The 22,134-nt window shown below is 60.3% G+C and carries 19 protein-coding genes and 1 pseudogene; 7 read left to right on the forward strand and 13 right to left on the reverse strand.

From position 1 onward, the window contains the following. Positions 1 to 53: 53 nt before the first annotated feature. A complete protein-coding gene (locus ACP7B3_RS00565) occupies positions 54 to 833 on the forward strand; it encodes a methyltransferase domain-containing protein (RefSeq protein WP_426177211.1) in 780 nt (259 codons plus the stop codon). 81 nt (positions 834 to 914) lie between these two features. Next, positions 915 to 1,700, forward strand: coding sequence for a sulfite exporter TauE/SafE family protein (locus ACP7B3_RS00570; protein WP_145165672.1), 786 nt, complete (start codon positions 915 to 917; stop codon positions 1,698 to 1,700). 760 nt (positions 1,701 to 2,460) lie between these two features. Here ACP7B3_RS00570 and ACP7B3_RS00575 read toward each other — a convergent pair. Continuing rightward, positions 2,461 to 3,699: an acyl-CoA dehydrogenase family protein gene (locus tag ACP7B3_RS00575; RefSeq protein WP_426177214.1), complete on the reverse strand. Its 1,239-nt coding sequence runs from the start codon at positions 3,697 to 3,699 to the stop codon at positions 2,461 to 2,463. Between the two features lie 265 nt (positions 3,700 to 3,964). On the opposite strand from ACP7B3_RS00575, the gene sfnG reads away from it, so the two are divergent. Further along, positions 3,965 to 5,050, forward strand: a complete 1,086-nt coding sequence (gene sfnG / locus ACP7B3_RS00580) for a dimethylsulfone monooxygenase SfnG (protein ID WP_145165670.1) — start codon at positions 3,965 to 3,967, stop codon at positions 5,048 to 5,050. On the opposite strand, the gene ACP7B3_RS00585 is transcribed toward sfnG, so the two are convergent. Then, positions 5,034 to 6,134: a GNAT family N-acetyltransferase/peptidase C39 family protein gene (locus ACP7B3_RS00585; RefSeq protein ID WP_145165669.1), complete on the reverse strand. Its 1,101-nt coding sequence runs from the start codon at positions 6,132 to 6,134 to the stop codon at positions 5,034 to 5,036. The genes sfnG and ACP7B3_RS00585 overlap by 17 nt on opposite strands. A 94-nt stretch (positions 6,135 to 6,228) precedes the next feature. Between ACP7B3_RS00585 and ACP7B3_RS00590 the strand changes: the two genes are divergently transcribed. Together ACP7B3_RS00590 and ACP7B3_RS00595 are read left to right on the forward strand one after the other, a co-directional pair. Beyond that, positions 6,229 to 7,815 carry a RimK family protein gene (locus tag ACP7B3_RS00590; protein ID WP_426177216.1) on the forward strand — a complete coding sequence of 529 codons (1,587 nt, stop codon included), beginning with the start codon at positions 6,229 to 6,231 and terminating at the stop codon, positions 7,813 to 7,815. A gap of 6 nt (positions 7,816 to 7,821) precedes the next feature. After that, positions 7,822 to 8,760, forward strand: a complete 939-nt coding sequence (locus ACP7B3_RS00595) for a magnesium transporter CorA family protein (protein ID WP_426177218.1) — start codon at positions 7,822 to 7,824, stop codon at positions 8,758 to 8,760. Positions 8,761 to 9,203: 443 nt separating this feature from the next. Here the strand turns inward: ACP7B3_RS00595 and map are convergent, their stop codons facing one another. Together map and ACP7B3_RS00605 are read right to left on the reverse strand one after the other, a co-directional pair. Continuing rightward, positions 9,204 to 9,959: a type I methionyl aminopeptidase gene (gene map, locus ACP7B3_RS00600; protein ID WP_145165666.1), complete on the reverse strand. Its 756-nt coding sequence runs from the start codon at positions 9,957 to 9,959 to the stop codon at positions 9,204 to 9,206. Then, the gene (locus tag ACP7B3_RS00605; protein ID WP_003190946.1) at positions 9,959 to 10,159 is read right to left on the reverse strand and encodes a ParD-like family protein; all 201 of its coding nucleotides are present in this window, start codon (positions 10,157 to 10,159) and stop codon (positions 9,959 to 9,961) included. Before ACP7B3_RS00605 ends, map begins: the two co-directional genes overlap by 1 nt. 277 nt (positions 10,160 to 10,436) lie before the next feature. On the opposite strand from ACP7B3_RS00605, the pseudogene ilvA reads away from it, so the two are divergent. Next, a pseudogene (ilvA, locus tag ACP7B3_RS00610) lies at positions 10,437 to 11,429 on the forward strand (threonine ammonia-lyase, biosynthetic); the annotation flags it as partial. Between the two features lie 244 nt (positions 11,430 to 11,673). Then, positions 11,674 to 11,937 (forward strand): DUF1652 domain-containing protein, encoded by a 264-nt coding sequence (locus tag ACP7B3_RS00615; protein WP_145165664.1) that lies wholly within the window; start codon positions 11,674 to 11,676, stop codon positions 11,935 to 11,937. A 90-nt stretch (positions 11,938 to 12,027) separates the two neighbouring features. Here ACP7B3_RS00615 and ACP7B3_RS00620 read toward each other — a convergent pair whose 3' ends face one another. The 9 genes from ACP7B3_RS00620 to ACP7B3_RS00660 form a co-directional block, all read right to left on the reverse strand. Next, a complete protein-coding gene (locus tag ACP7B3_RS00620; protein ID WP_145165663.1) occupies positions 12,028 to 12,297 on the reverse strand; it encodes a DUF2790 domain-containing protein in 270 nt (89 codons plus the stop codon). 220 nt (positions 12,298 to 12,517) lie between these two features. Beyond that, positions 12,518 to 13,456: a carbohydrate kinase family protein gene (locus ACP7B3_RS00625; RefSeq protein ID WP_426177221.1), complete on the reverse strand. Its 939-nt coding sequence runs from the start codon at positions 13,454 to 13,456 to the stop codon at positions 12,518 to 12,520. Between the two features lie 12 nt (positions 13,457 to 13,468). Continuing rightward, the gene (gene xylB / locus ACP7B3_RS00630; protein ID WP_426177223.1) at positions 13,469 to 14,950 is read right to left on the reverse strand and encodes a xylulokinase; all 1,482 of its coding nucleotides are present in this window, start codon (positions 14,948 to 14,950) and stop codon (positions 13,469 to 13,471) included. Between the two features lie 140 nt (positions 14,951 to 15,090). Further along, positions 15,091 to 16,572: a mannitol dehydrogenase family protein gene (locus ACP7B3_RS00635; protein WP_426177225.1), complete on the reverse strand. Its 1,482-nt coding sequence runs from the start codon at positions 16,570 to 16,572 to the stop codon at positions 15,091 to 15,093. Positions 16,573 to 16,588: 16 nt separating this feature from the next. Further along, on the reverse strand, positions 16,589 to 17,692 hold the full coding sequence (locus tag ACP7B3_RS00640) for an ABC transporter ATP-binding protein (protein ID WP_262206417.1): 1,104 nt from the start codon (positions 17,690 to 17,692) through the stop codon (positions 16,589 to 16,591). A 39-nt stretch (positions 17,693 to 17,731) separates the two neighbouring features. Then, positions 17,732 to 18,562, reverse strand: coding sequence for a carbohydrate ABC transporter permease (locus ACP7B3_RS00645; protein WP_016968929.1), 831 nt, complete (start codon positions 18,560 to 18,562; stop codon positions 17,732 to 17,734). A 10-nt stretch (positions 18,563 to 18,572) separates the two neighbouring features. Continuing rightward, positions 18,573 to 19,499: a carbohydrate ABC transporter permease gene (locus tag ACP7B3_RS00650; protein ID WP_106577881.1), complete on the reverse strand. Its 927-nt coding sequence runs from the start codon at positions 19,497 to 19,499 to the stop codon at positions 18,573 to 18,575. A 191-nt stretch (positions 19,500 to 19,690) separates the two neighbouring features. Next, positions 19,691 to 20,974 carry an ABC transporter substrate-binding protein gene (locus ACP7B3_RS00655; protein WP_426178077.1) on the reverse strand — a complete coding sequence of 428 codons (1,284 nt, stop codon included), beginning with the start codon at positions 20,972 to 20,974 and terminating at the stop codon, positions 19,691 to 19,693. A 217-nt stretch (positions 20,975 to 21,191) separates the two neighbouring features. Next, on the reverse strand, positions 21,192 to 22,097 hold the full coding sequence (locus tag ACP7B3_RS00660; protein WP_106577883.1) for an AraC family transcriptional regulator: 906 nt from the start codon (positions 22,095 to 22,097) through the stop codon (positions 21,192 to 21,194). Positions 22,098 to 22,134 lie beyond the last annotated feature (37 nt).

Genomic DNA, 22,134 nt, shown 5'->3' on the forward strand with positions numbered 1-22,134 from the left:
AATGCGCAAGGGCGCACACTGTGCCCCCCGCTTTACCCGAGGAGAGATTGGCAATGACTGGTGTCCACACGTCTGCTCAACAGGGTTTCTCTGCCCAGGCCGTCACTTACGCCCAAGGCCGGCCCGACTATCCACGACAACTCACCGGCTGGCTCACTGATGCGCTGCACATCGATGCGCAATCGACGGTAATCGACCTGGGCGCCGGTACCGGCAAGTTCACCCGTTTGCTCAGCACCCTGGCGCCAACGCTGGTGGCGGTCGAACCGGTCGAAGCGATGGGCGCGCAGCTCAATAAACTGTTACCTGATGTGCGCCTGGTCAATGGCACGGCCGAATCCATTCCCCTGGAAACCGCCGTCGCCGATGCGGTGGTCTGTGCGCAGGCGTTCCATTGGTTTTCTACCGAAGCCGCGCTGGCAGAAATCCACCGCGTGCTCAAACCCGATGGGCGCCTGGGGCTGGTGTGGAATGTGCGCGATGAATCGGTGGATTGGGTCGCCGCCATCACCGACATCATCACCCCCTATGAAGGCGACACGCCGCGCTTTCATACAGGCCGCTGGCGCGAAGCCTTCACCGGCGAGCATTTTTCCGCGCCCGAAATGACCTGTTTTGCCTATCAGCATGTCGGCAGCCCTCAGGAGGTGATCATGGATCGCTTCCTGTCGGTGAGCTTTATCGCGGCGCTGCCCGCCGCCGAGAAAGCCCGCGTGACTGCGCAATTGCAGGCACTGATCGACACGCACCCTGCCTTGCGGGGGCGTGACACTGTGGCGTTTCCGTATCAGACGCAGGCCTACGTCTGTCAACGGCTGACACAAAAGGCATAAAGTCAGATCATATTGATATAAGTCGTTATAAGAAAAATCGCTATCCTGCGGCCAGAAATTTATAAGGCCGCGGGTAGTTGTATGGATGTGGGTAACTTTGGTTTTGTCATCGCCGGCCTGGTGGTTGGTTTTATCGTCGGCATGACCGGTGTCGGTGGGGGGTCTTTGATGACCCCGATCCTGTTGTGGTTCGGCATCAACCCGGCGACCGCCGTGGGCACTGACTTGTTGTACGCGGCCATCACCAAATCAGGTGGCGTGCTGGTGCACAGCAAGAACAAGAATATCGACTGGACCATCACGGGTTGGCTGACCTTGGGCAGTGTGCCTGCGGTGCTGCTGACCCTGTGGTTCCTTGCCAGTCTGCATACCGACCCCAGCGCCATGAACGCGGTGATCAAGCAGGCGCTTGGTGTGGTGTTGCTGCTGACGGCGCTGGCGATTCTGTTCAAGAAAAGCCTGCTGGCTTTTGCACAGCGGCATGCGGGTGATGACTATCACATGAGCTCGCGCAACTTGAACCTGTTGACGGTGGTGACCGGTGCGATCCTTGGCACCATGGTTGCCCTGACGTCCATCGGCGCGGGTGCGCTTGGGACCGTGGCGCTGTTTATTCTGTACCCGTTTCTGGCTACGCGTCGGCTGGTGGGTACCGAGATTGCCCATGCTGTGCCGCTGACGTTGGTTGCGGGCCTGGGGCACGCGAGCATGGGGAATATGGATTGGCATTTGCTGGGCTTTTTGCTGATGGGGTCGTTGCCGGGGATTTACCTGGGGAGTCACATGACCGGTAAGGTTCCTGATGGTGTGCTGCGGCCTTGTCTGGCGGTTATGTTGATGACTATTGGCTATAAGTTGGCGTTCTGATGTTTTCAGGTTTCTGAGTGGGGTGAGTACATATCCGTTGCTGCGGTAACGGCGGCTGGCGGTTCCGCTCTTACAGCGGGTCACTTTTGGCTAAATCACAGCAACACACCTCTATCTGATGCACAGACACCCAAATGTGGGAGCGGGCTTGCCCGCGAATGCGGTGGTTCAGTCAGCCCATGTGTCACTGGCCCACCGCCTTCGCGAGCAAGCCCGCTCCCACCTTTGACCGAGTACAAACGACACCCATCTACCTGACGCACAGAGCTCCAAATGTGGGAGCGGGCTTGCCCGCGAATGCGGTGGTTCAGTCAGCCCATGTGTCACTGGCACACCGCCTTCGCGAGCAAGCCCGCTCCCACAAGTTGACCGAGTGTAGATGCCAGCACCTCACTGCTTGGCTTTTCTGTGGGAGCTGGCTTGCCTGCGATGCAGGCACCTCGGTGTATCAGTGACACACAGGCGATGCCATCGCAGGCAAGCCAGCTCCCACATTTGATTGAGTTCAGCTTCAAGGGTCAGGTCGGCTGTCAGGCCGCCTCGGCGGTGCTTTTGATCTAAACACAGGTCGGCTACCAGGCCGCCGTGCTCTGCTTTTGATCTCAGGCATACCGAAGCGTGAGCGAGGTGCCGAGCGGTGGGGCAAGAGCCCTTTGGTTACTTTGGGGCTTTTCCAGAGTGACCCGCCGTAAGGGCGGAACCTATCTCAGCCATCACCTAAACAACGGATATACCCCCTAACCCTGAGCGATCAAAAAGCCTACCCCTTGGCCGGCCCATTCCCGATCTGCCACACAAACGGCGGCTCAGTGCCGTTAATCACCCAATCCCCCACAATCCGCGCCTTGTAGATCACCGGATTATGCGACGACACCGTCCGCGCATTGCGCCAGTGGCGATCAAGCGCTTTACCCTGGCGCACATCCGACGCCCCCAGCGCATTGAACAACTCCGTGGTGGCCCGCTGCACCAGCGCCGACACCACCACCTGCGCCGTCGCCGATTCAATCTCGGCCGCCACATTCGCCTCCCGCTCGGCCACCTCATCCCCGGCAAACCGCGCCAGGTACGCCTGTTGCGCCGGCACCGCAGCCTTCAACGCACTGGCCTCGGCGGCATACACCAGCGCCGCCACTTCACCCACCACTTGTTGAACCTGCGCATCCTGGCTGACATGCGCGGCATTGCCGTGGCTGTAAATGCGTTTGCGACTGCGCACCTGATGAGCCACGTCGCTGAGTGCCGCACGACCAATCCCGGCCAGGCTCGCCAGCAACACCAGCTGATAAAACGCGGTCTGGTACTTGAACCGGGTGGCAAAGTCGATGACGTTTTCCGCGTCCACCACAGCATCGATAAAACGGCTGGTGCCACTGCCCGTGGTGCGCTGGCCAAAGCCATCCCAGTCATCGCTTTGCACCACGCCAGGCTGACGCGTGCGGGTGGCGGCGATCACATCGGCGCCGGTATCGCTGCGCTGGGCGTACACGTCGATCCAGTCGGAGAAAAGGCTGCCGGTGCTGTAGAACTTTTCACCGTTGAGTTTCCATTTATCGCCGTCGGGGCTCACCTGAGTGACCACCTCGCCGATGGCCACGTTGCCGATTTCGGTCCAGGCGCAGCCGACGATGTCGCCCTCGACAAAGCGCTTGAACCACAGATCGCGGCCAGCGCTGGGTGGCGCATTCAGACGGTCCTCGGCGAAGGCGAAATGCCCGCGCAACGCCTGGGGCACATTCGAATCGGCAGCGGCCAGCTCGATCAGCAACTCGAACAACTGCGGCAGCGACGCGCCACCGCCGCCGTATTCCACCGGCACCCGCACGGCGCCAAAGCCGGCCTGCTTGAGCCATTGGAACGGTTCATAGGGCAGGGCGCGGGTCTGTTCGCGCGCTACCGCACCTGCGGCAATGCGCTGGAAGATCGGCCGAAAACGCGCGGCCAGCGTGGGGTAATCGACACCTGTGGACAGCGGGTTGATGACGTGTTGTTCGCTCATGGGGGGCAGCTCCTTGGCAGTATCAGTCCTTGGGTGATTGCACAGTTCGTGCCGATGGCTGCAGCCCGTGTTTGCGGGGGATGAAAGCCATTCACTGTTGCTCCGGCAACAGCGGATCGACAAATCGGTGTAATCCATGACATTGACAGCTCAGCCCTGTGAGATGGGGATTTTTACCGCGACGCCCATGGCCAGGGCGTTTGCACCGGCATGGCACGCTTGCTGCTCTAGCCCTGGAACATCCCTTCGTGCGAGGTACTGCCAGATGAGTCAGCAAGCTGTGAAATTTGCCTATTGGGTGCCCAACGTCAGCGGTGGGCTGGTGGTCAGCAAGATCGAGCAACGCACCCATTGGGGCATCGACTACAACCGCAAACTGGCGCAGTTGGCCGAAGCGGCCGGTTTTGAATACGGCCTCACGCAAATTCGCTTCACCGCCGGCTACGGCGCGGAGAACCAGCATGAATCCGTAGCCTTCAGCCATGCGCTGCTGGCGGCGACCACCACGCTCAAGGTGATCGCGGCCATCTTGCCCGGCCCGTGGCAGCCGGCCTTGGCGGCCAAGCAACTGGCGACGATCGACCAGCTCACCAATGGCCGTATCGCGGTGAACATCGTCAGTGGCTGGTTCAAGGGCGAGTTCCAGGCCATCGGCGAACCCTGGCTGGAGCACGATGAGCGTTATCGCCGTTCCGAGGAGTTTATCCGCGCGTTGAAAGGTATCTGGACCCAGGACGACTTCACCTTCAAGGGCGACTTCTACCGCTTCAACAATTACACCCTCAAGCCCAAGCCCCTGGGCCAACCGGAAGTGTTCCAGGGCGGCAGCTCGCGCGCCGCGCGGGACATGGCGGCGCGCGTGTCGGACTGGTATTTCACCAACGGCAACACCCCGCAAGGCATCAAGGCTCAGGTCGATGACATCCGCGCCAAGGCGGCGGCGAATAACCATTCGGTCAAAGTCGGCGTAAACGCCTTTGTGATCGCCCGCGACACCGAAGAAGAAGCCCGCGCCGTTCTTGCCGAGATCATCGACAAAGCCGACCCGGAGGCGGTGAATGCCTTTGGTGACGCGGCCAGGCAGGCCGGCAAAGCTTCACCGGAAGGCGAGGGCAACTGGGCCAAATCCAGTTTCGAAGACCTGGTGCAGTACAACGACGGCTTCAAGACCAACCTGATCGGCACGCCGCAGCAGATTGCCGAGCGCATCGTTGCGCTCAAGGCCGTGGGCGTGGACCTGGTGCTGGCGGGCTTCCTGCACTTCCAGGAGGAAGTCGAGTACTTCGGCAAGCGCGTGTTGCCGCTGGTACGTGAGCTGGAAGCCAAGGCCGGGATCAAGCAAGTGGCTTGAACAGCACCACCGCCGCGCGCAACTTGTTGTTGCCAAAGCGGCACATGCGTTCGAACTCCCCGTGGCTGACCGGCAAGTGCTGGCAGTCCAGGGGCTGGCGGTGCTGGCTGTGGTCTACATCCGGGTCGTGCAGGTAGACAAAGTCGTCGTCGCAATCGGTGACCATCACCCAGTGCGGCGACTTGGAGCGGGTGAGGCGGTAGCTGCTGATCAACACCAGCGGCTGCCCGCCATCGCGCAGTACCTGCGGCAAATCCAACGCGCCGCCGAACACCTGCTCGACGTCGCTGCCGGCCAGTTCTTCTTCGAACGCCTCGTGCACCAGACGCATGACGTCCTTTTTATGCTGGTCGCGCACGCCGTCCAGAAACAGCGGGCCGCGCACATTCACCTGCATGCGTACGCGAAAGCCCCGACGCCACGCCGCCAGGGCCAGACCTTGCGGGCTGCAGCCGCCGTGGCCGGCGGTCATGAACACGGTGGTGGCTTCACGCCAGATTTGCAGCTCTTCGCGCCGGCCGGCCACACGCGTCGGCACCAGTGCGCCCATGGCCATCAGCAGGCACGCGGCGCCACAGGTGAAGTCGGTGGTTTGCTGGTAATACGGCACGTTTTGCGGGCGCGCGTCCTGGTGCTGGACGATGCGTTTTTCCAGGCGCAGGGCCGGTGCATGGTCTTCGTAATAGTCATTGATCAGCGCGAAGCGCCGGTAGCCATTGCGCTCGTACAAGGCGAGGGCGCCGGGGTTGTCGGTGCGCACTTCCAGGCGCAGGTAGGCGCAATCATGCGCCACGGCGCAGGCTTCGATGCGCGAAAGCAATTGCTTGCCCAGGCCCATGCCGCGCGCATGTTCGGCGATGGCGATGGAGTACAGGCGCGCCAGTGAGGTACCGCGATGGAACAGCACCAAGGCGTAACCGAGCAAAACACCGTCATTTTCGGCAACGAGCAACTGGCCATGAGCGCGGCTGATCATCCACTGGAAACTGCGCGGCGAGAGCCGGTCGGTGGTGAAACAGTGCTGTTCCAGTGCCACCAATTCGGGCACGTCAGCGGGGGTTGCAACGCGAAAGGAAAGAGCCATATGACCGCCGTAAAAGTTGCGTAACGAAACGGGACTTCTCTAAAAGATCGTGCTTAATAGAAAAGGTCGAGTTCTCTAAAGCGGATCAAATATTATGTCGGCGGTACAAAGTCATTGGCGTGAAGTATCCGAGCAAACTGTCGCGGCGACAATAACTTCCACGGGTTATTTTTCTGCTCCCCTTAAAGGCTCCAGTCAAGTTGTGATCATTGTCGAGCGCAAGGAAGATTGGGCCTCCTACTTTCCCAGCGAAGACATCGTCACCGCGCAGGAATACCTTGAGCAAACCCGCGAGAGCGAGACGGGCAAGCGCGTGCAGGTGATCAACCTGTGCCGCAGCTATAAATACCTGGGGCATGGTTATTACTGCTCGCTGTTGGCCGAGGCGCGCGGGCACAAGGTGATTCCGTCGGTGCGCACCATCAGTGAACTGACGAAAAAGTCGCTGTATGGCCTGTCGCTGGATGACCTGGATAAAACCCTCGATAAAGCCTTGAGTCATCACCTCTACAGCAATACCGAAGGCTTTACCCTGACACTTTATTTTGGCCTGACCAATATAGAACCGTTGCAGGAGTTGGCCCGTCAGTTGTTTGAAACCTTCCCGTGCCCGATCCTGTTAGTTGAGTTTCGCAAGAACAACGGCTGGCACATCGAAGGGGTCAAATCCGGCGTGTTGCACAAGTTGCGTGATGACCAGGAAGACCAGTTTGCTCACGCACTGGACAACTTCAGCCGCAAGATCTGGCGCCAACCGCGTTCACGCAGGCTGGCCCGTTACGACCTGGCCATCCTGCACGATCCGCAGGAGCAATTGCCGCCCTCCAATGCCCGCGCCCTGGAAAACTTCGTGCGGGTTGGCAAGGGCCTGGGTATCGATGTTGAACTGATCGAGCGCAAGGATTACTCGCGCCTCGCCGAGTACGACGCCTTGCTGATCCGCGAGACCACCAGCGTCGACAATCACACCTACCGCTTCGCCAAAAAGGCCGAGAGCGAAGGCCTGGTGGTGATGGACGACCCGGCGTCGATCCTGCGCTGCACCAACAAGGTGTACCTCACCGACCTGCTCAACAGCCACCAACTGGGCATGCCGGCCACCGAGATTCTGTACAAGGAGCGACCGGAAGATTTCGAGCGGGTGGGCGAGCGCCTGGGCTTCCCGCTGGTGTTGAAGATCCCCGACGGCAGTTTCTCGCGCGGTGTGATCAAGGTGGAAAGCCAGGAGGCCTTGCTCAAGGCCACCGCTGAATTGTTCGAGCATTCGGTGCTGTTGCTGGCCCAGGAATTTTTCTACACCGAGTACGACTGGCGCATCGGTGTACTCAACCGCAAGCCGATCTTTGCCTGCCAGTACTTCATGTCCAAGGGCCATTGGCAGATCTACAACCACAAGGCTATCGGCCAGGACATCAACGGCGAATGCCGTACCCTGGCGGTCCACGAAGCGCCCAAGGCGGTGGTGGAGCTGGCGGTGAAGACCGCCAACCTGATCGGCGACGGCCTTTACGGTGTTGACCTCAAGCAGTCCGGCGACAAGGTGGTGGTGATCGAGGTCAACGACAACCCGAACATGGACGCCGGTATCGAAGACGCCTACCTGCAAGACGACCTGTACGCCCTGGTGCTGGAGGAGTTCGTGCGGCGCCTGGAGTTGAAGCGCCAGGGCCAGGTGTGGTGACGCGCGATGATCCAGCGCTTTGAATTGACCGGTGGAAAGTTGTGCGGCGCAGGAGGTGATGATGCGCCGATCATGTTGTTCAACAACCCGGACCTGGCCGAACGTGAATGGCTGCGCGACCACCACAAGCTGGATGAACATGCGCTGGCCTCGGCCCTTGACCCGGATGAAGTGTCACGCATCGAATTTCACCCCGACAACCTGTTCCTGATCTGGAAGCGCCCGGAAAACTACTCCGGCGGCGGCAACCTGGTGTTTGAGGTGTCGTCGTGCGGCTTGTTGTTTTCGCAGGATCGCCTGCTGGTGATTGCCACCGATGAAACCCCGCTGTCGGGGCTCGGCGCGCGCCGGCCGCTGCACACGCCGTTGGATGTGCTGCTTGATTTGTTGCTCAACAACATCCACCACTACCTGGGCCACCTCAAGGTGATCAAGCTGGTTGCGCGCGAATTGCAGCAACAGTTCAACGCGTCGATGAGCAACCATCACCTGATGCAAATGTTCAGCCTCAGCGAAAGCCTGATCTATTACATCAATGCGCTGCACAGCAACGGCGCGGTGCTGTCGCGGCTGCGTAATCACGCTGAAAAAGAGCATTTCAGTGCCGAGATCCTGGGGTTGATCGACGACCTGATCATCGAAAACCACCAGTGCTACAAGCAGGCGGAGATCTATTCCAATGTGTTTTCCGGATTGATCGACGCGCGTGGCAACCTGATGAACAACAGCATGAACAACCTGCTGCGCAAGTTGACCCTGATTAACGTGGTGTTCCTGCCGCTTAACCTGATTGCCAGTGTGGGTGGCATGTCGGAATTCAGCATGATGACGGCGGGTACGCCGTGGTGGGTGTCGTACCCGCTGCTGATGGCCGCGATGGCGTTGGGGGCCGGCTTGATGGTGCTGGGGCTCAAGCGAATCGCGGGCGGGGCAAGTGTGGTGTGATGTGAGTACAGAGCCGTTGCTGCGGTAAGGCCCGCTTGGTTCTACGCTGGGGGCCTGCGTTCCACGGCGCATCACCCTGATGTCATCAGATCGAAAAATGTGGGAGCGGGCTTGCTCGCGAAGGCAGTGTGTCAGCTACACATGAGTTGACTGACCCACCGCCTTCGCGGGCAAGCCCGCTCCCACAATTTGACCGAGTTCACCTACCAGCACCGCGGTGCTTTGCTTTTCTGTGGGAGCTGGCTTGCCTGCGATGCAGGCACCTCGGTCCATCAGGTACTCCGGGTTGATGCCATCGCAGGCAATCCAGCTCCCACATTAGAGTGGGTTCAGCTTCCAAAATCAGGCCGCCTCGGCTTTGCTTGTGATCTAACCACTCAACTGCCGTCACCCCAAAAATGGGTATGCCCCAGCACCAGCCGCCACACCCACATCTACACGCCTCAATCCGTTACCTGCAAGGTAAGCACCTCAAACCCGTCGGCCGTTACCGCCACGGTATGCTCCCACTGCGCCGACAGGCTGTTGTCCTTGGTCACCACCGTCCAGCCATCTTTCAAGTCGCGCACCTTGGCGCTGCCCTGGTTAAGCATCGGCTCGATGGTAAACACCATGCCTTCACGCAGTTCCAGGCCGGTGCCGGGGCGGCCGAAGTGGAGGATTTGCGGTTCTTCATGCATCTGGCGGCCGATACCATGGCCACAGTATTCGCGCACCACGCTGTAGCCGTTGGCCTGCGCATGGCTCTGGATCGCATGGCCGATATCACCCAGGCGCGCGCCCGGCCTGACTTGGCGAATGCCGGCCCACATGGCTTCGAAGGTCTGTTCCACCAGGCGCCGCGCCTTGGGCGCCACGGTGCCGATCATGTACATCTTGCTGGCGTCAGCGATAAAGCCGCCTTTTTCCAGGGTGATGTCGATGTTGATGATGTCGCCGTCCTTGAGAATAGCCTTGGCGCTGGGCATGCCATGGCACACCACCTCGTTGATCGAGGTGTTGATGCAGAACGGATAGTCATATTGCCCCAGGCTTGCCGGGCGGGCTTTGAGGTCGTTACGAATGAACGCCTCGACGGCGCTGTCCAGCTCCAGGGTGGAGCGGCCGGCGGCGACAAAGCCGTCAAGCATGTCGAAAACCTGGGCCAGCAGACGTCCGGATTCACGCATCACTGCCAGTTGGGCGGCGGTCTTGATCATCAGCTGCGCCCCCGGATCAGGTCGGGCTTGTCCAGCAACAGTTTGTTGATCAGCTCGTTGTAGGGCAGGTGTGGGTTGAGTTCGGCGAGCAGGCCGATCTTGATCCAGAACTCGGCCTGGGCGTTGATGGAGCGGTCCATGGCAGCGCTGGCCAGGCGAAGCTGTTCGTGCAATTGGTCGGTGATCTTGACGATGCCCATGACGTTCACTGTGTGGAATTGATATACAAAGCGTATACGTTTCGTATGTTGTCCGTAAACCCCTGCCGGATAATGGGTGGTTGGGCATTGACGTGGCCGGTGAGTGGCGGTTAATTTCGTGACATGACATTTCAAGCCTTCCGCAGCCAGCCAAGCATTATTACCGCCATTCCTCATTTGGCGGGATAGCACACGGCTGCACCCAAACCCGCCCTGGAGGCGGGTTTTGTTTTTCCGTCTCAGGGCCCTGTAAAAAAGCCAGGAGATACCCATGAGCATGTGCCCCGTCCCCCACACCGCTGATACGGCATTGCTTGAACACTATGTGAAAAAGATTCTCGCCGCCCCGGTATATGACCTGGCAGTGCGCACGCCCTTGCAAGCGGCACCGGCGCTCTCGGCATTGCTGGGCAATCAGGTGTTGCTCAAGCGCGAAGACCTGCAGCCGACTTTTTCTTTCAAAATCCGCGGGGCGTACAACAAATTGGTGCAGCTCACGCAGGCGCAAAAGGCGCGGGGCGTGGTGACGGCGTCGGCGGGCAACCACGCCCAAGGTGTAGCGCTGGCGGCGCGCGAATTGGGGATCAAGGCAAGCATTGTGATGCCGTGCACCACGCCTGAGCTGAAGGTGCTCGGCGTTCGCTCCCGAGGCGCCGAGGCGGTGCTGCACGGTGAGAGCTTTCCGTTTGCCCTGGCGCATGCCCTGCAATTGGCCGAGACCTCGGGTTGCACCTTTGTCTCGCCGTTCGATGACCCGGACGTGATCGCCGGCCAGGGCACCGTGGCGATGGAAATTCTGCGCCAGCAACAGGGCGCGCTGGACGCGATCTTCGTGCCGGTGGGCGGCGGCGGTTTGATCGCCGGGATCGCGGCGTACGTCAAATACCTGCGGCCCCAGGTGCGCATCGTCGGTGTCGAACCTGAAGGTTCCAGCTGCCTGTTGGCGGCGCTGCGCGCGGGCGAGCGCGTGGTGTTGCCCAGCGTGGACGGGTTCGCCGACGGCACGGCCGTGGCGCAGATCGGCGCTTATGGTTTTGAAATCTGCCGCGACTGGGTGGACGAAGTCATCACTGTCAGCAACGACCAGCTGTGCAGCGCGATCAAGTTGATCTATGACGATACGCGTTCCATCACCGAGCCATCCGGGGCACTGGCGGTAGCGGGCATCCGCAAGTACGTGGCGCAAAACGCGCTGCGTGGGCAAACCTTGGTGGCGGTGAATTCCGGGGCAAATATCAACTTTGATAGTTTGCGACATGTTGCAGAAAGAGTCGCAGCGCAGGGTTCAAATTAGTGCATAACCGTTTAATCAACGCTGTTCGCCGAGAATTTGCACGCAGTTCCAAGACTTATATAACCGCGCGTGCCGCTTATGAGGAAAAGTTACAACGAGAATGGATTTTGCCGAGTACGCTGGTGATTGTAAGCGTCTTCCAGGGTCGGTAAGACGTGGCAGACACGCATCTGCCGGACATAACAATCTGTTGGCAGTCTCATGAAAGGAGAGGTTGGCCATGCTTTCGGAATTAGAACTTCGCAGTATTATTGAAGGAAGTTTCCTGCCTAAACGGTGCGAATGCACCAAAGCCGAAGATGCTTCGTTGACGATCAAAGTCTATGACGACCGTGACCGCGACCGAGTGGATTTGGAAGTAAAAGGTATAAACGCTGACAAACTCGACAGCAGTCGAGCCATTTGCAACCTGATCAGCGGGTTGCGTGAAGACCTCAAGCACACCCATTCGCCCGCTCTGCAAAGAGTGGGAGGGCGCGGCTAGTCATGAGGCGTTGTGCGAGGTTGAGTCACTGGGGAACTGCGGGCCTGGTAGAGGCCAGGCCCAATACGGTTCTGTCGCCAGTGTAAGGAATCAATTCTGGAAATCGCAGGCTTCGGACATTTTCCGGTAGCCGACGTCTTCGACTTTGCCCGCGGTGTCGACAAACTTGATATCGGCGTTGATGACTTTGCAAACGTTGGTGTCGGTTTCATGCATCGCAATCACCGTTTTAACGTTCATCGGCATGCCGTACTGGTAGGGCACAGGTTTGGTCGCTGTGGCTTGGGTGTCTGCCTGGGCCAGGCCCGAGACGGTTGCCAGCGCCAATGCGCCGCCAAGCATCAAAGTGCGCAGTTTCATGGTAGTTCTCCGCAAGTGGGTACACCTTCACTCTCGGCTCGCGGGATTAACCATCGATTAATTTTGCCTTGGCTGACAAAACCTTCATTTTTACCAACGCACGCGGTGTTGGACGACAAACAGCCCAACGCGTTGGATGTACCCGTCGCGGTCAGCAGGCTTTGCTCGCCCTGACGCTGACTGCAAGCCACGAAAATACGTGGCCTGCAGTCATGGGCAATCAGCCCAGCTGAGCGCGGTACGGCAAGTCCGGCCCGGTCTTGCTGCACGTCAGGGCGGCGGCGCGAATGGCGAAGTCGAGCATGCTGTCGATCTGCTCACGCGACAGCTGTTGCAAGCCCTCTACCGAATCAAGCTGCTGCTCGGTCAGCCAGGCAATCAACGCCGCCTGGAAGGTGTCACCGGCACCCACGGTGTCGGCCATCACCACCTTGACCGCTGGTGCAGACCAACTGCCGTGCTGGCGACTGAACACCGTTGCGCCGTCGCCGCCTCGGGTCAGAAACACCAGTTGGCAACGGTGCTGCAACCAGCCTTGCAGTACGCTTTCAGGCGACTGGTCGGGGTAGAGCAGGTGCAGGTCTTCGTCGCTGACTTTGATCAGGTCGGCATGCTTGACCAACTCGCCCACGCGATCACGCCACAGTTGGATATCCGGCTGCGGGTTGAGCCGCACGTTGGGGTCCAGGCTGATCAGGCGTTTGCCGCTTTCGCGCTTGACCAGGTTCAGCAGCGTGTCGCCGATGGGTTGCACCACCAGCGAAAACGAACCGATGTGCAGCCCGCGAATTTCATGGCCCAGGGTGGGCAAATGCACCACCCGCAGTTGGCGGTCGGCGCAGCCTTCGCCGCGAAAGCTGTATTGCGGTGAGCCATTGGCGCCCACAGCCACCATCGCCAGCGTGGTCGGCGCGGGGAATTCCACCAGAAATTGCTCACTCACGCCCTCGTCCTTGAGCACTTGCAGCAAGCGCTGGCCGAGAAAATCATTGGACAACCCGCCGAACAACGCGGAGTCGATGCCCAGACGGCGCAAGCCCACGGCCACGTTGAACGGCGAGCCGCCGGCAATCGCCTTGTAATTGACCTTGGACGCCTGACCGCTGGCATCCTCCTCGCTGAAAAAATCAAACAGCGCTTCGCCACACACCAGATACATAGTCGTTCGCTCTTAAAGGGTTGCCACGAGTTGTTGATAGCGCTCGTAAGCGTGTTGGTAGGCACTGACACTGGCCGCCACCGGCAGCGTGCGGCTGGCCGGGTCGACGCTGACGCATTTGTCGCACAAGCTGGCCAGGGACTCGCCGGACTGGCTCCACGCCGCCTGGATCGCCGCGCCCAGGGCGGCGGCTTCGCTTTGTTCGGTGCAGACGACTTCGGTGTTCATGATATCGGCGACCATCTGACGCCACACCGGGCTTTTTGAACCGCCGCCGATCAGGCGGATGCGCAGGCTTTGCAGGCCGGTCTGGCGCAGCAGGTCCAGGCCATAACGCAGCCCAAAGGTAGTGCCCTCGACCACCGCACGGCACAGGTTGGCGCGCGTCAGGTTGGTCATGGTCAAGCCGTGCACGCTGCCGGTGGCGTGGGGCAGGGCGGGCACACGTTCGCCGTTGAGAAAGGGCAGCATGCTGACGCCGTCGGCGCCAATCGGTGCCTGGGCGACCAAGGCGTTGAAAGCGGCCAGGTCGAGGTCGAACAATTCGCGTATCACGCCGGTGGCGTTGGTCAGGTTCATCGTGCAAATCAACGGCAGCCAGCCGCCGCTGGAGGAGCAGAAGGTCGCCACCGACGCTTGTGGGCTCACAGTCGGCTGATCGGCAAATGCATACACGGTGCCCGACGAACCCAGGCTCATGGTGATCACGCCGGGCGCGATGTTGCCGGTGCCGATGGCGCCCATCATGTTGTCGCCGCCGCCGCTGGAGACCCTGGCGTTGGGGTTGATGCCCAGGCGTTCGGCGATGGTGGGCAGGATCGTGCCCACGCTTTGATTCGCCTCGATCAGTTCAGGCAGGGCTGCTTGCAGGCGGCCGCTGGGGTCGATGTGCTGAAGCAGCGCCACGTCCCATCCGCGCGTGCGCACGTTGAAATAGCCGGTGCCCGACGCATCGCCGAATTCCGCGACGGCGCGGCCGGTGAGCCAGAAGTTGAGGTAATCGTGGGGTAGCAAGATATGCGCGATGCGTGCGACCACGTCCGGGTGCTGCTCGCGGGTCCACAGCAGTTTGGACACGGTGTAACCCGGTGCAATCGCCACGCCGAGGCGTTCCAGGGAACCGCTTTCGCCACCCAGGTGTTGCAGCAGGCGGTCGTTTTCCGGCGCGGTTTCGGTGTCGCACCAGAGTTTGGCCGGGCGCAGCACCTGGCCCTGGTCATCCAGCAGCACCAGGCCGTGCTGCTGGCCGGAAACGCCGATGCCGAGGATGTCCTGGCCGTCCACGCCGGCCTGCTGCAAGGCGCGGTGCGTGGCTTCGGTAAAGGCGTCTAGCCATTCCTGGGTATGTTGTTCGCGCCGGCCATTGGCGCCGCTGATCAGCGTGTGGCTGGCGGCGCCCAGGCCCAGTACCTTGCCGCTTGTGGCGTCGAGGACGATGGCCTTGGTGCCTTGGGTGCCGCAGTCGATGCCAAGGTAAAGGTTTTGCTGGGTCATAGTGGAGTGCTCAGCAGTGTTGTTGTTTTGGATTGAAAACCCGATCAACGGTGGGAGGTGGCTTGCCCCCGAAAGCAGTGGGTCAGTGAAGGGCGTTTGACTGATACACCGCCATCGGGGGCAAGCCCCTTCCCACAGGGTTAAGCCGGTTTCTTCAGGAGGTGCTGCAGGGTTGCGGTAACGCCGTTATCGCGAAGGCTTGCATAGCACCGCTCAAACGCTGCCACAAACTCGGGAGAGTTGGGAATAGCCTTGCCAAAAATCTCCTCCACACCCAGCAACCGCTGGCTGATCAACGCATCATCGCTCACCAGTCCCTGACAGAACGCCGCGCGCGGATCAGGGATTTTGTAGCTCACGCCATTCTCATCCACACCCCTCAAGTACAGCGCCCAGGCCGCGACCACCAGCGCCGCGCGCTCGGTCTCACGCCCATCGGCAATCAAGCGATTGATGGTCGGCACGGTGAACTTGGGAAACTTCGACGACCCGTCCGAACACACCCGCTCCAACTGGTCGGCAATCGCCTGATTGGAGAAGCGATCCACCAGGGTCTGCTTGTACTCGGTCAGGTCGATGCCCGGCACCGGCGCCAGGTTGGGTGTGACGTCCAGGTCCATATAGGCGCGCATATAAGCCACAAACACCGGGTCGTTCATGGTCTCGTGCACAAACCGGTAACCCTTGAGAAAACCCAGGTAAGTCAGGGCCAGGTGGCTGCCGTTGAGCAGGCCGATCTTCATCTCTTCGTAGGGCGTGACGTCATCGGTGAACTGTACGCCGACCTTTTCCCAGGCCGGGCGTCCATTGACGAACTTGTCTTCCAGCACCCACTGCACAAAGGGTTCGCAGACCACCGGCCAGGCATCGTCGATGCCATGGTCGTCATGCAGCTGCAAGCGGTGGGCGGTGCTGGTCATCGGCGTGATGCGGTCGACCATGGCGTTCGGGAAGCTCACGTTGGCCTTGATCCACGCGTGCAGCTCGGCGTTGTGCAGGGCGGCGAAGGCCAGCAGCGCTTTGCGCGTGACGGCGCCGTTGTGCGGCAGGTTATCGCAGGACATCACCGTAAACGCCGGCACACCGGCCGCGCGACGCTGGGTAAGCGCCGCGCAGATAAAGCCGAACACGGTTTTCGGCGATTCGGGGTGCGCCAGGTCATGCTGGATCTGCGGCAGGTGGGCCATGAACTCGCCGTTGCTGTCGTCGATGCAGTAGCCGCCTTCGGTGATGGTCAACGAAACGATGCGAATCTGCGGGTCGGCCAGCTTGTCGATCAACGCCTGGGCGCCGTCTTCGGCCAGCAGCATGTCGCTGATCGAGCCGATCACGCGCACTTCGGTATCGTCGGTATCGCCCAGTTCATACAGGGTGAACAGGTAATCCTGGCCAGCCAGGTCATCGCGAGCCTTGCGGTCTTCGGCGCGCAGGCCGACCCCGCAGATGCTCCAGTCGAGGCCCTCGCCTGTGTTCATCAATGCGTCGGTGTAATACGCCTGGTGCGCGCGGTGGAAACCGCCGACGCCGATATGCGCGATGCCCTGCGTGGTGCTGGCAATCGCATAGGCCGGGATCTTCACGTGCGGCGCCAGTTGGGTCAGGTTCTGTTTATTCAGTTTCATCACAAATCTCGCGAAATCAGGCGGCAGTGCGCAGTGGGCGGGCCACGGCCACGCCGTCGGTGTCGAACAGATGGCAGTGCGCCGGGTCCAGGTGCAGGTGCAGGGTCTCGCCGTACTGGCTGGCCATGTCACCACGAATGCGCATGGTCAGCGGCTCGCCGTTGGCGGTGATCACGTGGCAGAAGGTGTCGCTGCCCAGGCGTTCGCCAACGTCGGCGGTGACGGTCAGCGTGGTTTGGCCGGGCGAGGCGATTTCCAGGTGCTCCGGACGAATGCCCAAGGTCACCGCGCTGCCGACGCTCAGGGTGGCGCCGCTCAATGGCAGGCTGATGGTGGTGCCGGCGTCCAGTTGCACGTCGCAGCCTTGGCCTTCGACACGGGTAACTTTGCCCTTGAGAAAGCCCATTTTCGGCGTGCCCAGAAAGCCTGCCACAAACAGGTTGGCCGGCTGGTGGTACAGCTCCAGCGGCGAGCCGACTTGTTCAATGCGGCCGCTGTTGAGCACCACCACTTTGTCGGCCAGGGTCATGGCTTCGACCTGGTCGTGCGTCACGTAAATCATGGTCGCCTGCAGCTCTTTATGCAGGCGCGCGAGCTCCAGGCGCATTTGCACGCGCAGGGCGGCGTCGAGGTTGGACAGCGGTTCATCGAACAGGAAGATCTTCGGGTTACGCACAATCGCGCGGCCGATGGCCACACGCTGACGCTGGCCGCCGGACAACTGTTTGGGCTTGCGCTCCAGCAGCGGACCGAGCTCAAGGATGCGCGCCGCTTCGCTGACCTTGCTTTCCACCAGCTTCTTGTCGACGCCGGCCAGGTCCAGGGCAAACGACATGTTCTTGCGCACGCTCATGTGCGGGTACAGCGCGTAGGTCTGGAACACCATTGCCAGGTCGCGCTTGGCCGGGGTGACTTCGGTGATGTCGCGGCCATCGAGCTCGATGGTGCCTTCGGTAACTTCTTCCAGGCCCGCGATCAGACGCAGCAGGGTGGATTTACCGCAGCCCGAGGGGCCGACGAAGACCACGAATTCCTTGTCGTTCACTTCCAGGTCGATGCCCTTGATGATGGAAAAGCCTTCGAAGCCTTTTTGCAGATTCTTGATTTTCAGGTTGGCCATGGGATGGGCCTCCGCTTTGAATTTTTTATTGAAAGACCGTTATTTCACGGCGCCGAAGGACAAACCGCGCACCAGCTGTTTCTGGCTGATCCAGCCGAAAATCAGGATCGGCGCGCAGGCCAGGGTCGACACGGCCGACAATTTGGCCCAGAACAAGCCTTCGGGGCTGGAGTAAGAGGCGATCAGCGCGGTCAGCGGCGCGGCATTCGAGGAGGTCAGGTTCAACGACCAGAACGCCTCGTTCCAGCACAGGATCAGCGACAGCAACACCGTGGAAGCCAGGCCGCCCTTGGCAATCGGCAGCAGCACGCGGACCATTTCCTGCCACAGCGTGGCGCCATCCAGGCGGGCGGCTTCGAGGATGTCCTTGGGAATGTCTTTGAAGTAGGTGTAAACCATCCACACCACAATCGGCAGGTTGATCAGGGTGTAGATGATGATCAGCGCAATGCGCGTATCCAGCAGGCCAAAGCTCTTGGCCAGCAGGTAGATCGGCATCAGCACGCCCACCGGCGGCAGCATCTTGGTGGACAGCATCCACAGCAGCGTGCCCTTGGTGCGCTGGGTTTCGTAGAACGCCATGGAGTAGGCGGCCGGTACCGAAATCAGCAGGCACAAGGCCGTGGCGCTGAACGAAATCACCACCGAGTTCCAGGCGTAGGCGAAGTAGTTGCTGCGCTCGTTGATGTGCAGGTAGTTCTCCAGCGTCGGCGTGAAGATGAACTGCGGCGGGGTGGCGAACGCGTCGATTTCGGTCTTGAAGCTGGTCAGCACCATCCAGAAGATCGGGAAGAAAATCAGGATCGCGATGGCCCAGGCCAGGGTGCCGAGCAACAGGCTTTGCAGGCGGCGGGATTGTTGAAGCGTCATGGCGCGGCCCTCAAGGCTTGTCAGTCAGGTTTTTGCCGATCATCCGCACCAGGATGATCGCCGCGATATTGGCGATGACCACGGCAATCAAGCCGCCGGCCGAGGCCATGCCCACGTCAAACTGCACCAGCGCCTGGTTGTAGATCAGGTAGGCGAGGTTGGTCGAGGCGTACCCCGGACCACCGTTGGTGGTAGTGAAGATTTCGGCAAACACCGAGAGCAAAAAGATCGTTTCGATCATCACCACCACGGCAATCGGGCGCGCCAGGTGGGGCAGGGTCAGGTGCCAGAAGATCGCGATGGCGCCGGCACCGTCCAGGCGTGCGGCTTCCTTTTGTTCCTGGTCCAGGGACTGCATGGCGGTCATCAGCAGCAGGATGGCGAAGGGCAGCCATTGCCACGACACAATGATGATGATCGACAGCAACGGGTAGTGCGCCAGCCAGTCCACGGGCTCGGCGCCGAACAGCTTCCACACGGCGGCGAGAATCCCCGACACCGGGTGAAAAATCAGGTTCTTCCAGATCAGCGCACCGACGGTGGGCATGATGAAGAACGGTGAAATCAACATCACCCGCACCACGCCACGGCCGAAAAACTCACTGGCCTCAAGCAGGGCGCTGATCAGCACGCCGAACACCACGCTGATCAACAGCACGCTGCCCACCAGCAGCAAGGTATTGGTGGCGCCGGGCAGGAAGCCCGAGTCGGTGATGAAGTACGTGAAGTTTTCCAGGCCCACAAATTGGTTTTCGCCGGGGTAGAGCAGGTTGTAGCGGATCAGCGAAAAGTACAGGGTCATGCCCAGCGGCACGATCATCCACAGCAGCAGCAAGGCCACCGAGGGGCTGACGAGGAACCAGCCGGGGTTGGCCAGGCGGCTTTTGCGCGGCTTTTCAGGCGCGGCGGTTTGCACTTTGGCAGTGGTGGTATTCATAGGGTCAGAACCAGTCAAGTACGTGCAGAGCGAGAGTCGAAGCGCGGTCAGTGTGGGAGCTGGCTTGTGTGGGAGCTGGCTTGCCTGCGATGGCATCAACTCGGTTTAAACAGAAAGACCGAGGTGTCTGTATCGCAGGCAAGCCAGCTCTCACATGAAGCAGTTCCCACATTTACAGGGGGATGCCTGCTTTACTTGGGATAACCCGCCCGCTTCATTTCACGCTCGGTAGTGGTCTGCGCGGCGCTCAAGGCTTGATCCACCGTTTGCTGACCGGTCAGCGCGCCCGAGAAGAACTTGCCGACTTGGGTACCAATCGCCTGGAATTCAGGAATGGTCACCAACTGAATACCGATATACGGCACCGGCTTGAGGGTCGGTTTGGTCGGGTCGGCGACTTTCAGCGATTCCAGCGTTACCTTGGCGAACGGTGCGGCCTTCATGTATTCGTCGCTGTAGGTCGACTTGCGCGTGCCTGGCGGTACGTTGGCAATGCCGTCGGTCTTGGCCACGAGCTGGCTGTATTCCTTGGACGTCGCCCAACTGGTGAAGACCTTGGCGGCGTCCTTGGCTTTGGAGCTGATGGGGATCGCCAGGCTCCAGGAGTACAGCCACGACGTGCCCTTGTCGGTCGTCTCGTGCGGGGCGAAGGTGAAGCCCACGTGGTCGGAGACCTTGCTCTGAGTCTTGTCGGTGACAAAGGAGCCGGCCACGCTGGCATCGACCCAGATCGCGCACTTGCCGCTGTTGAACAGCGCCAGGTTTTCGTTGAAACCGTTGCTGGAAGCGCCCGGCGGGCCGGATTTCTTCATGTTGTCGACGTAGAAGTTCAGTGCGTCCTTCCACTCGGGGCCGTTGAATTCGGGTTGCCACTTCTCATCGAACCAGCGCGCGCCGTAGCCGTTGGCCAGGGTCGTGATCAGCGCCATGTTCTCACCCCAACCGGCTTTGCCGCGCAGGCACAGGCCGTACTGCTCTTTGGTCTTGTCGGTGAGTTTGGCCGCGAATTCGCCAATCTGGGTCCAGGTCGGGTGCTCGGGCATAGTCAGCCCGGCGTCCTTGAACAGGTCGGTGCGGTAGTAGGTGATCGAGCTTTCGGCGTAGAACGGCAGGGCGTACAGCGAGCCCTTAACGGACAAACCGTCACGCACTGAAGGGAAAACATCGTCGAGGTCGTAGGATGCCGGCAGATCTTTCATCGGCTCCAGCCAGCCCTTGGCGCCCCAGAGTGCGGCTTCGTACATGCCGATGGTCAGCACGTCGAACTGTCCGCCCTGGGTGGCGATGTCGGTGGTCAGGCGTTGGCGCAGCACGTTTTCTTCGAGCACCACCCAGTTTAACTTGATGTCCGGATGCTCGGTCTCGAAGGTCTTCGAGAGTTTTTGCATGCGGATCATGTCGCTGTTGTTGACGGTGGCAATGGTCAGGGTTTGCGCGCCAAAACTGACGGCGCTGAGGGTCATGCATACAGTCATGCAAGAACAGGCAAGCAGCGTTTTTGCTGTGAACTTCATCGCGCACTCCATTTCTGCGCCCAGGGGCTACAGAAGGACAGTTATTGTTGTTGTGTCTTCCCACGAACAGTCAGGAAGAGTGTGCGTTGATTACAGCCTTCAAATGGGGTTATGACAAATCCTTGGGCGCACTTGGACTGATACTTTTTTGCACTCATCACTTTGCTTGCTGAACCAGTCAAGCCAGGTTCTGTTCCGTCAGCCGCTGCACCGCCAGGCGCCGGTAGTGGGAGGGCGTCATGCCCTTGAGCTGCTGAAAGCGCCGGTTGAAGTTGGAGATGTTGTTGAAACCCGACTCGAAGCACACGTCGGTCACGGCTTTATCGCCGTCTGCCAGCAATTCGCAGGACTTGCTGATGCGCAGCCGGTTGACGAACTCGATAAAGGTGCGCCCCGTAGCCTGTTTGAATACGCGGGAAAAATACGTCGGCTTCATCCCCAGGTATTCCGCGACTTCCTCCAGCGATAATTCGCGGGCGTAGTGGGCGAAAATGTAGTCCACCGCGCGGTTGGTGCGGTCGATGCTGTGCTCGTCCGCCAGTTGCGGGGTGGTCACGCCAGACAACAATTGGTAGTGCTCACACGCGCTCAGCACTTCCAGCAGGATAAAGAAATGCCCCAGGCGCGCCATGCCCTGGGCGTCTTCGATGCGCTGCATCAGCGTCATGGCCTGGGCGATGGTTTTTTTGCAGCGGAACTCGATGCCGTATTGCGCACGTTCCAGCAACGGCGCCAGGCTCTTGAGCTCGGTAAAGATCTGACTGCCGCCCTCAAACAGCTCGTCGGTGAAGTTGACCAGCATGTCGCGCTTGGGCACGACTTCGTCTTCCTCCACCTGGCTGATCCAGTTGTGGGGCAGGTTGGGGCCGGTGAGGAACAGGCTTTCCGGATAAAAATTGCCGATGTAGTCGCCGATAAACACCTTGCCGGAGCTGGCGACAATCAAGTGCAGCTCGTATTCCTTATGGAAATGCCAGCGCACCAGCGGGCAGGGGAAGCCGTGTTGGCGATAGATGATGGACAGACCGTTGTGATCGTCCATCAGCTCGTAGGAAGGGTCGGTGATTCGCGTTGCTCGGGTCATGCTGCCGTCGCTTTATTGTGGTTGCTGCCAAGGATAA

The organism is Pseudomonas sp. TWRC1-2, from assembly GCF_049896685.1.
Lineage (GTDB): Bacteria > Pseudomonadota > Gammaproteobacteria > Pseudomonadales > Pseudomonadaceae > Aquipseudomonas.